The sequence below is a fragment of the Streptomyces sp. 2-1 genome (assembly GCF_048564895.1).
Taxonomy (GTDB): domain Bacteria; phylum Actinomycetota; class Actinomycetes; order Streptomycetales; family Streptomycetaceae; genus Streptomyces; species Streptomyces phaeochromogenes.
This window is the reverse complement of the sequence record NZ_CP183383.1, coordinates 8,050,044-8,063,763: the sequence shown is the minus strand read 5'-3', so window position 1 is coordinate 8,063,763 and position 13,720 is coordinate 8,050,044. Positions and strand designations below refer to the sequence as shown.

Annotated in this window: 9 protein-coding genes and 1 riboswitch; of the genes, 3 read left to right on the top strand and 6 right to left on the bottom strand. The window is 70.6% G+C overall.

Annotated elements, in window-relative coordinates; all coding sequences use genetic code 11:
• Window positions 1-11 precede the first annotated feature (11 nt).
• Entirely contained in the window at window positions 12-2,852 is a 2,841-nt protein-coding gene (locus ACN20J_RS35465; protein WP_419667556.1) for a GNAT family N-acetyltransferase, read from the bottom strand.
• 290 nt (window positions 2,853-3,142) lie between these two features.
• On the opposite strand from ACN20J_RS35465, the gene ACN20J_RS35460 reads away from it, so the two are divergent.
• A complete protein-coding gene (locus ACN20J_RS35460) occupies window positions 3,143-3,424 on the top strand; it encodes an HPr family phosphocarrier protein (protein ID WP_003981826.1) in 282 nt (93 codons plus the stop codon).
• 309 nt (window positions 3,425-3,733) lie between these two features.
• On the opposite strand, the gene ACN20J_RS35455 is transcribed toward ACN20J_RS35460, so the two are convergent.
• The 4 genes from ACN20J_RS35455 to ACN20J_RS35440 form a co-directional block, all read right to left on the bottom strand.
• Window positions 3,734-4,429: a GntR family transcriptional regulator gene (locus ACN20J_RS35455; RefSeq protein WP_419667555.1), complete on the bottom strand. Its 696-nt coding sequence runs from the start codon at window positions 4,427-4,429 to the stop codon at window positions 3,734-3,736.
• Between the two features lie 304 nt (window positions 4,430-4,733).
• Window positions 4,734-5,507: a M23 family metallopeptidase gene (locus ACN20J_RS35450; protein WP_361895448.1), complete on the bottom strand. Its 774-nt coding sequence runs from the start codon at window positions 5,505-5,507 to the stop codon at window positions 4,734-4,736.
• A 12-nt stretch (window positions 5,508-5,519) separates the two neighbouring features.
• A riboswitch (cyclic di-AMP (ydaO/yuaA leader) is annotated at window positions 5,520-5,680 on the bottom strand.
• A 249-nt stretch (window positions 5,681-5,929) separates the two neighbouring features.
• Window positions 5,930-7,318: a M16 family metallopeptidase gene (locus tag ACN20J_RS35445; protein ID WP_361895451.1), complete on the bottom strand. Its 1,389-nt coding sequence runs from the start codon at window positions 7,316-7,318 to the stop codon at window positions 5,930-5,932.
• Window positions 7,315-8,694: a M16 family metallopeptidase gene (locus tag ACN20J_RS35440; RefSeq protein WP_419669016.1), complete on the bottom strand. Its 1,380-nt coding sequence runs from the start codon at window positions 8,692-8,694 to the stop codon at window positions 7,315-7,317. Before ACN20J_RS35440 ends, ACN20J_RS35445 begins: the two co-directional genes overlap by 4 nt.
• Before the next feature lie 379 nt (window positions 8,695-9,073).
• Between ACN20J_RS35440 and ACN20J_RS35435 the strand changes: the two genes are divergently transcribed.
• On the top strand, window positions 9,074-11,524 hold the full coding sequence (locus ACN20J_RS35435) for a DNA gyrase/topoisomerase IV subunit A (protein ID WP_361895457.1): 2,451 nt from the start codon (window positions 9,074-9,076) through the stop codon (window positions 11,522-11,524).
• On the opposite strand, the gene ACN20J_RS35430 is transcribed toward ACN20J_RS35435, so the two are convergent.
• The gene (locus ACN20J_RS35430; RefSeq protein ID WP_419667554.1) at window positions 11,521-12,756 is read right to left on the bottom strand and encodes a CobW family GTP-binding protein; all 1,236 of its coding nucleotides are present in this window, start codon (window positions 12,754-12,756) and stop codon (window positions 11,521-11,523) included. The two genes, ACN20J_RS35435 and ACN20J_RS35430, sit on opposite strands and share 4 nt — an antisense overlap.
• 322 nt (window positions 12,757-13,078) lie before the next feature.
• On the opposite strand from ACN20J_RS35430, the gene ACN20J_RS35425 reads away from it, so the two are divergent.
• Window positions 13,079-13,621, top strand: a complete 543-nt coding sequence (locus tag ACN20J_RS35425) for a DUF6082 family protein (protein ID WP_359943513.1) — start codon at window positions 13,079-13,081, stop codon at window positions 13,619-13,621.
• Window positions 13,622-13,720: the final 99 nt, after the last annotated feature.

Here is a 13,720-nt window from a genome sequence, read left to right as displayed (position 1 = left end):
CGAGGCACCGCTCAGTACACAGGAAGCGTGCGCGGACCGAGGTCGTCGCGGGCGGGCGGCGGTGCGAGCCGTACGGAGGCGCCGAGCGCACTCAGCCCGTTCGGGGCCACGACGACGGGCTCCAGGGACACGGAGACGACCTCGGGGTGGTCGTCGACAAGGCGTGACAGGCGCAGCAGCAGTTCCTCCAGGGCCACGACGTCCGCCGGCGCGGAGCCCCGCCAGCCGAAGAGGAGTGGCGCGGTCCGGATCGACCGCACCAGCGAGGAAGCGTCCCGGTCGGTGACCGGAATCAGCCGGTGCGCGGTGTCTCCGAGCAGCTCCGACGGGGCCCCGGCGAGCCCGAAGGAGAGCACCGCTCCGGCCGCCGGGTCTATGACGGCCCGTACGACCGTGTCGACGCCGCGCGGTGCCATCGCCTGTACCACCGGGCGCAGCTCCTCGGGCGTCCCGAAGAGGCTGGTCAACTCGGCGTACGCCCTGCGCAGTTGCTCCTCGTCCGCCAGATCCAGCCGTACGCCGCCGAGGTCGGCGCGGTGGCGCAGGTGGGGGGCGGTGGTCTTGAGCGCCACGGGGTAGCCGACGCGCTCCGCCGCGGCGGCGGCCTCGTCGGGCGTGGGCGCGGGGAGGGCGCGGCGTACGTCGATGCCGTAGCGCCCGAGCAGGGCGCAGGTGTCGTCGGGGCCGAGGGTGAGGCCGCCCATGCCGCCGTCGCCGAGCAGTGCGTCGATCTGTTCGGCCGCGCCCTTCTCGTCGATGTCCTCGTACTCGGGGACGCGCCCCGGGTCGGCGGCCTCGCGCCGCCACTGGCCGTACCTCACGGCCTCGGCGAGGGCGCGGACGGCCCGCTCGGCGGCGGGGTAGGCGGGGATGAGGCGGGAATCGGCCTCGGCCTCCGGGACTTCCGTCACCGTCGGCGGGCGGTCCGCCGGGCGGATGGGGTGGTTGCTGCCCGCGAAGGGAAGCGCGGGAGGAGCCGCCTGGGGCGCGGTGCTGGCAGCCGCGGACAGCGCCTCCGCGAGGCCGCCCAGCTCGACGTGGACCACGAGGACCGGCTTGTCCGGAGCGGCGGCGGAGGCCGAGCGGAGTGCCTCCGCCAGGGCGGCGTCGGCCGTGGAGGTCTCCCCCACCGCAGGGATCGCGGTGACCGCGACGGCGTCGCAGCCGTCGTCGGCCAGCGCGTGCGTCAGCGCGGCGCGGAAGTCCTCGGCCGAGGCGGCCGTGGTCAGGTCCACCGGGGGCAGCGGGCGCAGGCCCTCGGCGAGGCACGCGTCGTACGTCAGCAGCCCGAGGGACTCGGAGTTCCCGAGGATCGCGACCCGCGGCCCCATCGGCAGGGGCTGGCGCGCGAGGAGCAGGCCCGCGTCGACCAGTTCGGTGATCGTGTCCACCCGGATGACGCCGGCCTGGCGGAGCAGCGCCGACACCGTCGCGTGCGGCAGCCGGGTGGCCCGGACGGCGTGCCCCTGGGGCGCGGCCCCGCCGTGCCGTGCGCCCTGGACGACGACCAGTGGCTTCGCCGCCGCGGTGCGCCGCGCGAGGCGGGTGAACTTCCTCGGGTTCCCGATGGATTCGAGGTACATGAGGGCGACATCGGTGTCGGGGTCGTCGTACCAGTACTGAAGGACGTCGTTGCCGGACACGTCCGCGCGGTTGCCCGAGGAGATGAACGTCGACACACCGGTCACGCCCGTGACCCCGCCGCCGCGCCGGTGCAGCCGGGACAGCAGCGCGATGCCGATGGCGCCGGACTGGGCGAACAGACCGATCCGCCCGGCGCGCGGCATCTCCGGCGCGAGCGAGGCGTTGAGCCGCACGTCCGGGGAGGTGTTGATGACTCCGAAGGCGTTCGGTCCGATGATCCGCATCCCGTACGTACGCGCCTGGCGCACCAGCTCGCGCTGGCGCTCCCTGCCTTCGGGGCCGCTCTCGGCGTACCCGGCGGAGACCACGACGAGCCCCTGCACCCCGTGTTCACCGCACTCGGCGACGACTTCGGGGACGCGCTCGGCCCGGACGGCGACGACTGCGAGGTCGACGGGCTCGGGGATGTCGCGGACGGAGCCGTACGCCGGCACTCCGCCGAGCTCCTTCTCCTGAAGTGCCCCGTTCACGGCGTAGAGGCGACCGGTGAAGCCCGCTTCGCGGAGGTTGTCCAGGACGCTGCGGCCCACCCCCCCGGGTGTGCGGCCCGCGCCGATGACGGCGACCGAGCCCGGCGCGAGGAGCCGGGCCACGGAGCGCCCCTCCGCCCGCTGCTCCCGCGCGCGCTGCACGGCCAGCGAGCGGTCGGTGGGCTCCAGGTCGAACTCCAGACGTACGACGCCGTCCTCGAAGTGGCGCTTCTGCTGGTACCCGGCGTCCGTGAAGACCTTGATCATCTTGTTGTTGGCGGGCAGCACCTCGGCGGCGAAGCGGCGGATGTCGCGCTCACGGGCGACGGCCGCGATGTGCTCCAGCAGGGCGGACGCCACGCCGCGGCCCTGGTGGGCGTCCTGCACGAGGAAGGCGACCTCGGCCTCGTCCGCGGGGGACGACGCGGGGAGGCCGTCGGCGTTGATGCGGTCGTAGCGTACGGTGGCGATGAACTCGCCGCCGACCGTGGCCGCGAGTCCCACCCGGTCCACAAAGTCGTGGTGCGTGAAGCGGTGGACGTCCTTGGCGGACAGGCGCGGATACGGCGCGAAGAAGCGGTAGTACTTCGACTCGTCGGACACCTGCTCGTAGAAGCTGACCAGGCGGTCGGCGTCGTCGGCCGTGATCGGCCGGATGCGCGCGGTGCCGCCGTCGCGCAGCACGACATCGGCCTCCCAGTGAGCGGGGTACTCGTGCCGGTCCGGCGAGGTCTGCATGGGGCCCAGAGTACGGCTCGGGTCCGACAACGGCCGGTCCTGGTCGCGGGGGTTCATGTCCCGGGAACGTGTCGGTGCGCGTCGGTACCTGTCCCCGGGTTCGTGTTCCAGGGGGTCACGCCCCACGGGTTCACGTCCCGGCTACGGCGGGCTCGCGTCCGGCAGGGGCGCGAGGCAGTCTTGGGGGACCGAAGCCGCCTCGGGCCCGGTTTCCGCGGCCGCTCGGGGCACGCTTCACGATATGGAACAATGGTCTAGACAACCGTGAGACACCTGAAGGGCAGCATCACATGGCTGAGCGCCGCGTCAACGTCGGCTGGGCCGAGGGCCTTCACGCCCGTCCCGCCTCCATCTTCGTCCGGGCCGCCACGGCCTCCGGCGTCCCCGTGACGATCGCCAAGGCCGACGGCAACCCCGTCAACGCCGCCTCGATGCTCGCGGTTCTCGGCCTCGGCGCCCAGGGCGGCGAGGAGATCGTCCTGGCCTCCGACGCCGAGGGCGCGGACGCCGCGCTCGACCGCCTGGCGAAGCTGGTCGCCGAGGGCCTTGAGGAGCTCCCCGAGACCGTCTGATCTCTCGGACCACGTACGGCGGAGCCGCGTCGACCCGTATCGGGTGACGCGGCTCCGCCGTTTCCGCCTGCAGGCCGCGCGCTGCTTTGTGGCCTCACGCACTGTTTTTCCCGTGCGTCACACCGTCTCGCGGCTTTTCGCCGCACTCTCGGGCATCGTCCGGGCTTTTTGGGATGCCCGCGCACCGCGTTCCACTCATCCTGGTTCCGCGCATGCGGAAATCACGTGCGCGGAAATTCCCGGCACGTGAAAAAAGGGGCAGCAGAAATAGACCCCTGCAAATAACTCTCTTTGTATACGGCGCCACTGTTAATGCCGCAGGCCCGCCGTGTTTACGGGATGTTGCGAAGTCCTCACACGCTCCGCGCGATCGGAGCCGCCGGGAAAGCGCAGCCGGTGCGCGGCCATCGCCCGCTCGGTGTGCAGCGCCGTGATCGCCCTGGCCCGGTCGTTGTCGCCGCGCGCGACGGCGTCCACGATGGCGCCGTGCTCGGCCCAGGACTCGGCGGGGTGGGCGGGCGCCTCGACCGAATACATCCAGGCGATCTTGTGCCGCAACTGGGCGAGCGTGGACGTCAGCACGGGGCTCCCCGAGGCCTGTGCGAGCGTCTCGTGGAACCAGCCGCCGAGCGAGCGCAGATCCTCGCTGTTGCCCCTCCTGGCCCGCTCCTGGCCCAGCCTGACCAGGCCGCGCAGCACCTTGAGGTGCGCCTCGGTGCGACGCTGGGCGGCGCGCGCGGCCCCAAGCGGCTCCAGCAGCATGCGCATCTCCAGGAGATCGGCGGCCTCCTGCTCGGTGGGTTCCGCGACGCACGCGCCCGCGTGCCTGCGCGTGACGACGAATCCCTCCGCCTCCAGGGTGCGCAGGGCCTCCCGCACGGGGACCCGCGAGACGCCGTACCGGCGCGCGAGCAGTTCTTCGGTGAGCCGGCTGCCGCGCTCGTAGACACCCGCGACGATGTCGTCACGGATCGCCGTGCATACCGAGTGCGCGGGAATACGCATGACCGGACCTCCGCCTTAACCCCCGCGAAACGCGGTCGATTGACGCTTGTTCGGTGACTCTATTGCAGAGAACGGGAAATTCCGATGGCGGACCGGAATCCGTGGCTATTTTTTGGACACACCCGGCTTCTGAACAGGCAGTCGTCCGGTGCAAAGTCGGCCGGGAAGTGGCCGAGAAGCCATCAGGAAGTGATCAGAACCGCGCGAAGGCCCCGGCTCGGTGAGCCGGGGCCTTCGGGAGAGCTGCCGCGCGGGAGAGCCGTCGCGTGGGAGGGCTGCCGCGTGGGAGGGCTTGCGCCCGCCGTCAGACGTTCACGCCGTGCTGGCGGAGGTACGCGAGCGGGTCGATGTCCGAGCCGTACTCCGCGCTCGTCCGCGCCTCGAAGTGCAGGTGCGCCCCGGTGACGTTGCCGGTCGCCCCGGAGAGGCCTATCTGCTGGCCCGGGGTGACCGTCTGGCCGACCGAGACACCGAGGGAGGACATGTGCCCGTACTGGGTGTAGGTGCCGTCGTTCATCTTGATGACGACCTCGTTGCCGTACGAGCCGCCCCAGCCGGCCTCGACGACGGTGCCGGCGCCCACCGCGTGGACGGCGGTGCCGCTGGCTGCGTGGAAGTCGATGCCGGTGTGGCTGCCAGAGGACCAGACGGCGCCGCCGGCCTTGTAGCCGGTGGAGACATACGAGCCGGAGATGGGCGCGGTGTACGACTTCAGCAGGCGCTCACGCTCAGCTGCGCGGGCAGCGCGGGCCTTGACCTCGCGCTCCTTCTTGGCCTTCTCCGCGGCTTCCTTGGCACGCTCCTTGGCGGCGGCCTCGGCCTTCTCGCGGGCGGCGGTCTCGTCGGCGGCCTGCTGCTGGGCGGCGGCCTGCGCGTCGATCTGGTCGGCGACCGTGTCGCCGATGGTGATCGCCTGGGTCAGGGTCTGCTCGGCGGGGCTCTCGGCGGCGAGTGCGGGAGCAGCCAGGGTGCCGACCACACCGGTGGTGGCGAGTGCGGCGACGCCGACGGTCCGGTTGGTCGTGCGCTTCATACGGCTGGGACGACGGTGCTTCCCGGTGGCGCGAGTGAACGCCATGAAGTGGCTGGTCCTTTCCTTCCTTCTCGCCTACCGGGTTAGCTGACGGGTTCGGAGCAGGAAGGTCTCCTACGGACCCCCTTCGGGAAGGGCGTCCGATTCACCCCAGGGACTTCATATGGGTCCCCGGCTCCCCTGGCTCGCGCCGTACGGGGACTCGGCGATGACTGTCCGGTGCCGCGGGCGCGGCGCACTGCCTGACGAACAGCCGGACCGACGCTAAGCGGGGCGTCTTTCAATCAACAAACGGATCAAGGGTTTTGAGGCGCATGCCACAGGGCAGACACGCAACCTCCCTATCAATACGGACAACCAGTGGTTCGGGTGATGAAGTCCGGGCAAAAGGAGAACCCAGGCGACTCTTCCGTCACCTGGGTTCTCAGCGGAACGGCCCGGTTCCACTGCGCCTTCTACTGCGCGCTCTACTCCGCTGTCACGACGCTGACTTCGCCGATTCCGAGGGCCCTGACCGGCTCCTCGATCTGCGCGGCGTCACCGACGAGGACGGTCACCAGACGGTCCACCGGGAAGGCGCTCACGGCGGCCGCGGTGGCCTCCACGGTGCCGGTCGCGGCGAGCTGCTGGTACAGCGTCGCCTGGAAGTCGTCCGGCAGGTGCTGCTCGACCTGGTCGGCGAGCGTGCCCGCGACGGCGCCCGCCGTCTCGTACTTCAGGGGCGCCACGCCCACCAGGTTCTGCACGGCGACGTCGCGCTCGGCGTCGGTGAGGCCCTCGGCCGCGAGGGTGCGCAGCACCTTCCAGAGGTCGTCGAGCGCCGGGCCGGTGTTCGGGGTGTCCACGGAACCGCTGATGGCGAGCATCGCGGCGCCCGTCCCGTCCGGCGCGGAGCGCAGCACCTGGCCGAACGCCCGCACACCGTAGGTGTATCCCTTTTCCTCGCGCAGGACGCGGTCCAGGCGTGAGGTGAGGGTGCCGCCGAGGCAGTACGTGCCGAGCACCTGGGCGGGCCACACGCGGTCGTGCCGGTCGGCTCCGATACGGCCGATGAGCAGCTGCGTCTGGACGGCTCCGGGACGGTCGACGATGATCACGCGGCCGGTGTCGTCGGCGGTGATCGGCGGAACGGGGCGGGCCTCGGCCTGCGATCCCGTCCAGGCGCCGAGCGTGTCCGCGAGCAGCGCGTCGAGGTCGACGCCGGTGAGGTCGCCGACCACGACGGCGGTCGCGGTGGCGGGGCGTACGTGCTTCTCGTAGAAGGCGCGCACGGCCGCCGAGTCGATCGCGGTGACCGTCTCCTCGGTGCCCTGGCGCGGGCGCGACATGCGCGAGGTCGCCGGGAAGAGCTGCCGGGAGAGCTCCTTGGCGGCGCGGCGGGCCGGGTTGGCGGTCTCGTGCGGGATCTCGTCGAGCCGGTTGCGCACCAGCCGCTCGATCTCGCTGTCCTCGAACGCGGGTGCCCTGAGGGCGTCGGCGAGCAGACCGAGCGCCTTGGGGAGCCGGGAGACGGGGACTTCGAGGCTGATCCGTACGCCGGGGTGGTCGGCGTGCGCGTCGAGGGTGGCGCCGCAGCGCTCCAGCTCGGCGGCGAACTCCTCGGCGGAGTGCTTGTCGGTTCCCTCGGTGAAGGCACGCGCCATGATCGTGGCGATGCCGTCCAGGCCCTGCGGCTCGGCCTCCAGCGGGGCCGCCAGGAGGATCTCGACGGCGACGACCTGCTGGCCGGGGCGGTGGCAGCGCAGCAGCGTCAGGCCGTTGTCGAGCGCGCCGCGCTCGGGGGCCGGGAAGGCCCAGGGCCTGGCCTCGCCGGCCTGGGGCTGCGGGTGGAATTCCATCGTGGCGAGCTCGGTCACTTGGCCGCCTCCTCGTCGGTGTCGTCAGCGGCGTCGGTCTCTTCGGCCTCTTCGGCGACGGTCTCTTCGGCCTCTTCGGCGACGGTCGGCTCGTAGACCAGCACCGCGCGGTTGTCGGGGCGCAGGCGGGCCTTGGCGACCTCCTGGACCTCCTCGGCGGTGACGTCGAGGACGCGCTGGACGGCGGTGAGGGCGAGCTGCGGGTCGCCGAACAGCACCGCGTACCGGCACAGTTCGTCGGCGCGGCCCGCGACCGTGCCGAGGCGGTCCAGCCACTCGCGCTCCAACTGGGCCTGGGCGCGCTCCATTTCCTCGGCGGTGGGGCCCTCCTCGGCGAACCGGGCGAGCTCCTCGTCGACGGCGGTCTCGATCACCGGCACCTCGACGTCGCCGGACGTCTTCACGTCGAGCCACCCCAGGGAGGGCGCTCCCGCGAGGCGCAGCAGGCCGAACCCGGCCGCGACGGCGGTGCGGTCGCGGCGTACGAGCCGGTTGTAGAGCCGGGACGACTCGCCGCCGCCGAGCACGGTCAGGGCCAGGTCCGCCGCGTCGCACGCGCGCGTGCCGTCCTCCGGAAGCCGGTAGGCGGCCATCAGCGCGCGGGCCGGGACCTCCTCCTCGACGACCTCGCGCAGCTGCTCACCGATGGTCTCGGGCAGCGAACCGTCGCGCGGGGCGGGCTTGCCGTCGTGGCCCGCGATCGAGCCGAAATACTTCTCGACCCAGGCGAGCGTCTGCTCCGGGTCGATGTCTCCGACGATCGACAGAACGGCGTTGTTGGGCGCGTAGTAGGTGCGGAAGAACGCGCGGGCGTCCTCCAGGGTGGCCGCGTCCAGGTCGGCCATCGACCCGATCGGGGTGTGGTGGTAAGGGTGGCCCTCCGGATAGGCGAGGGCGGTCAGCTTCTCGAAAGCGGTGCCATAGGGGACGTTGTCGTAACGCTGCCGGCGCTCGTTCTTGACGACGTCCCGCTGGTTCTCCATGGACTCGTCGTCGAGCGCGGCGAGCAGCGAGCCCATGCGGTCGGCCTCCAGCCAGAGGGCGAGCTCCAGCTGGTGGGTGGGCATGGTCTCGAAGTAGTTGGTGCGCTCGAAACTGGTCGTGCCGTTGAGCGAACCGCCCGCGCCCTGCACCAGTTCGAAGTGGCCGTTGCCCTTCACCTGGCCCGAGCCCTGGAACATCAGGTGCTCGAAGAGGTGGGCAAGTCCGGTGCGGCCCTCGACCTCGTGGCGCGAACCGACGTCGTACCAGAGGCACACCGCCGCGACCGGGGTCAGGTGGTCCTCGGAGAGCACCACACGCAGGCCGTTGGCCAGGCGGTGCTCGGTCGCTGTCAGGCCGCCGGAACCGGCCTCAGCTGTGGCCGTGTGACCCATGGGCATGTACGTCCCTTCGATCGCGGAAAACTGCTGAATTCCTGCTAGTCATGCCACTGTATGCAAGCGCGCGGACAGCTGGCGAAGTTCCCGCGGCGCGTACGCCGAGAGCGAGAACGCGGGCAGCGCCGGGAGCCCGTACGCTCGTGCGGCCGCACGGCCTCCGAAGCCCTGTGCGGGCACGCGGATTCGCCGCTTCCGAGGCCTGTGGAAAAGGCCGAGAAGGCGGCCCGCCACGCCTGTTGGGGCAGCCGGAGACACGGCTCGGGAGGCCCGTACGGACGGGTCGTGGTCCACGTTGTCAGTGGGCCGGTCCACAATGGAGCCCGTCAGAACCCGTTCATGCCCCGGCAGAGACTGTGAAGGAGTCGCAGCAGCGATGGCCCGCCGCAGCACGAAGACCCCGCCGCCAGACGACTTCGAGGAGCGCATCCTCGACATCGACGTCGTCGACGAGATGCAGGGCTCCTTCCTCGAGTACGCGTACTCGGTCATCTACTCCCGAGCCCTGCCGGACGCCCGCGACGGCCTCAAGCCGGTGCATCGCCGCATCGTCTACCAGATGAACGAGATGGGCCTCCGTCCCGACCGCGGCTATGTGAAGTGCGCCCGCGTCGTCGGCGAGGTCATGGGTAAGCTCCACCCCCACGGCGACGCGTCGATCTACGACGCCCTGGTCCGCCTGGCCCAGCCCTTCTCCATGCGTCTGCCCCTGGTCGACGGCCACGGCAACTTCGGTTCGCTGGGCAACGACGACCCGCCGGCCGCCATGCGGTACACCGAGGCGCGGATGGCCGACGCGACGTCCCTGATGACGGAGTCGATCGACGAGAACACGGTCGACTTCTCACCGAACTACGACGGCCAGGAGCAGGAGCCGTCGGTCCTCCCGGCCGCCTACCCGAACCTCCTGGTCAACGGCTCGTCGGGCATCGCGGTCGGCATGGCGACGAACATGGCGCCGCACAACCTCGGCGAGGTCATCGCGGCCGCCCGTCACCTGATCCGCCACCCCGGCGCCGATCTCGAGACGCTCATGAAGCACGTCCCGGGCCCCGACCTGCCCACGGGCGGCCGCATCGTGGGCCTCACCGGCATCAGGGACGCGTACGAGACGGGCCGCGGCACCTTCAAGATCCGCGCGACGGTGGCCGTGGAGAACGTGACGGCGCGCCGCAAGGGCATCGTCGTCACCGAGCTGCCGTTCACCGTCGGCCCGGAGAAGGTGATCGCCAAGATCAAGGACCTGGTCGGCTCGAAGAAGCTGCAGGGCATCGCGGACGTCAAGGACCTCACCGACCGCAACCACGGCCTGCGCCTGGTCATCGAGGTCAAGAACGGCTTCGTGCCGGAGGCCGTCCTGGAGCAGCTCTACAAACTGACGCCGATGGAGGAGTCCTTCGGCATCAACAACGTGGCGCTGGTGGACGGCCAGCCGCTCACGCTGGGCCTCAAGGAACTCCTGGAGGTGTACCTCGACCACCGCTTCGAGGTCGTGCGCCGCCGCAGCGAGTTCCGCCGCACCAAGAAGCGCGACCGGCTGCACCTGGTCGAGGGCCTGCTGGTGGCCCTGATCGACATCGACGAGGTCATCCGCCTCATCCGCTCCAGTGAGAACTCCGCGCAGGCCAAGCAGCGCCTGATCGAGCACTTCTCGCTGAGCGACGTCCAGACGCAGTACATCCTGGACACGCCGCTGCGCCGGCTCACCAAGTTCGACCGCATCGAGCTGGAGACCGAGCGCGACCGGCTCAACGGCGAGATCGACGAGCTGACCGGCATCCTGGAGTCGGACTCCGAGCTGCGCAAGCTCGTGTCCTCCGAACTGGCCGCGGTGGCCAAGAAGTTCGGCACCGAGCGGCGCACGGTCCTGCTGGAGTCCGCCGGTTCCGCCGCCACGACCGTGCCGCTCCAGGTGGCCGACGACCCGTGCCGTGTGCTCCTGTCGTCGACGAAGCTCCTCGCGCGTACGGCCAACGGTGACCCCTTCGGGGAGAGCGACGGCAAGCGCGCCAAGCACGACCTGATCCTCTCCGCCGTCCCGGCGACGGCACAGGGCGAGATCGGCGCGGTCACGTCCGCCGGCCGGCTGCTGCGGATCAACGTCATCGATCTCCCGCAGCTGCCCGACACGACGGCGGCGCCCAACCTCTCGGGAGGCGCGCCGGTCTCGGAGTTCCTGACCCTGGAGGGCGACGAGGACATCGTCTGTCTGACGACGCTCGACGAGTCGTCGCCGGGGCTCGCCCTCGGCACGCAGCAGGGTGTCGTCAAGCGCGTGGTGCCCGACTATCCCTCCAACAAGGAGGAGCTGGAGGTCATCACCCTCAAGGACGGTGACCGGATCGTCGGCGCGGCCGAGCTGCGCACCGGCGAGGAGGACCTGGTCTTCATCACCGACGACGCCCAGTTGCTGCGCTACCAGGCCTCCCAGGTCCGTCCCCAGGGCCGGCCCGCGGGCGGTATGACGGGCATCAAGCTCACGGACAACACCAAGGTGATCTCGTTCACGGCGGTGGACCCGGCCGTGGACGCGGTGGTGTTCACGGTGGCGGGCTCGCGCGGCACCCTGGACGACTCGGTCCAGACGACGGCCAAGCTGACACCCTTCGACCAGTACCCGCGCAAGGGCCGCGCCACGGGTGGCGTGCGCTGCCAGCGGTTCCTGAAGGGCGAGGACTGCCTGAGCCTCGCCTGGGCAGGTCCCGCACCGGCCCGGGCCGCACAGAAGGACGGCACGCCCGCGGAGCTGCCCGAGATGGACCCGCGACGGGACGGCTCGGGCGTCTCCCTGGCGAAGACGGTTTCGGTGGTGGCAGGCCCGGTCTAGACGCCGTAGGCACCCGGCAGGTCGGCGCCGCCCTGGGCCCGACCGTCCGGGCCCTGCGCCGCCTCTGACTCGGCCTCCGCCTCCGCCTCCTGCTCACTCTCCCGCTCCTGTACGTAGCGGAGGACGCCCCACATGCTGTGCTCGTCGGCGTGTGGGGCGTCCTCTTTGCACGCCTCCAGCTCCTTGCCGAGGGCGAGGCGGTCGATGCCCGAGCCGATGAGAACGAGCTGGCTGAGGCGCTCGCCCGGGGCCCAGGGCTCCGGGTAGAAGCGCAGGAAACGGCCGACGGCGTGCACGGCGTACCGGTTGCGGGGGTCGGCGGGGCCGAAGTCGACGTAACCCTTGATGCGGTAGAGCCCCTCGGGCCTGCTGTCGAGGAAGTCCATCAACCGCCGGGGGCTGAGGGGCACTTCGGAGGTGAAGGCGAGGGACTCGTAGGCGGAGTGCAGATGGCCGTGATGGTCGCGGGAGCCGTGATGGTCGTGGGGGCCGAGATTGTCGTGGGTGCCATGGGGTTCGTGGGGGCCATGGGGCTGGGGAGTTCCGTCCTGCTCGTCCTCGCCCTCCTCGTGTTCCTCGTACCGATGCAGGTCATCGAAGGAGAGCTGCCCGATGCGCTCCTCCGTGGGCCTGCGGTCGAAGAGGAACTCGGGGTCGATCCGCCCGTACGAGGCGGACACCACGGCGGCGGCGCGGTCGGTGAGGGACCGGACGAGGCCGATCACACGGTCGGGATCCGGAGCGCGGTCCGCCTTGTTGACGACGACCAGATCGGCGATGGCGAGGTGCCGGTCGATCTCGGGATGCTTCTGGCGGGTGGCGTCGAACTCCGCGGCGTCGACGACCTCCACGAGCCCGCCGTAGACGATGCGCGGGTTCTCGCTGGCCAGGAGCATCTTGACCAGCTCCTGGGGCTCGGCCAGCCCGCTCGCCTCGATGACGATGACGTCGATTCGAGCGGAGGGCTGAGTGAGCCGGTCCAGGAAGACATCGAGCTCACTGGCGTCCACGGCGCAGCACAGACACCCGTTGCCCAGGGAGACGGTGGAGTCGCCGAGCGCCCCGGCCACGGCCATCGCATCGATCTCGATGGCACCGAAGTCATTGACGATCGCCCCGATACGACTGCCTCCGCTGCGGTGCAGGAGGTGGTTGAGCAGGGTGGTCTTGCCGGAGCCCAGGAAGCCGGCGAGGACGATGACCGGGATCTGCTGGGGGCTCGCCTGACTCAACGCGCGACCTCTCTCACACCAATGCGTGCACCGGCTCACGAACCGGCTCTCACGACGGGAAACGAATGCCGAACCAGGATACGAGCCGGGGGAATGCCATCGGAGTGAACGATTGTTAGCGGCGCTCGCGGGGCACACGTCTGGCATGGCGCCGAGTTGCGCGACCCGCGCTTCCCTCCGTGCGCCTCCTCTCCGCCTCCCTGCCGATCAGAGCCGCTCGGCACCCTGGGAGACGGCAAGCGCGCCGCCCACCGCTCGCCGGTCCGCCCCCTGGCGACCCACACCGACGACCGGCGGACGGTCGCCTGATTCGGGGGTTGACATGGTCACACAATCTGGGAAGCAAAAGCTGAGCTCCGCGGTCACAGCGGGGCTCGCCTTTGCAGCGGGGGCACTCGCAGCGCTGGCCGCCCAAGAACGCCGGTACGAGGAACTGCGGCTGCGGGTCGCGGAAGTCGAACGAAGTGACAGGCAGGCCATGCTGACCGAGCAGCAGCGTCTGCAGTTCTATCTGCTGAGCCGGGCGATGGAGGATCCCGATCTTGCCGCCGTCTACAGCAACGTCCAGGTGGACTCACCCACTCAGCGACGCCAGTACCTCTTCGCCAACGCGCTGTACACCAACGCCCTGCTTGCCTACCGCGTCGGTGTCGTCAACTGGGAGGAACTGCACGGCCACCTGCGCATGATCTGCCTCAACCCCATCTTTCGTGACTACTGGGAAGCCCACCGACCCCATCGCGCCAGCCTCGAGGACAACTCCGAGGAGGCCAGGGTCGGCCGAATGGTGGACGTCCTGATCCGTGATTTGGACGAGGCGGATACCGAGGAGTGGTGGGTGGTGGGCGAACCACCGCTGGAATAGTGAGAGTTGACGCGACCTCAACGCAGGCATGCCGACTTGGCCGCTCGTCAACTCGCACATGCCAATCGGACCCCTCCGCCAAGATCGACTCAATCCTCG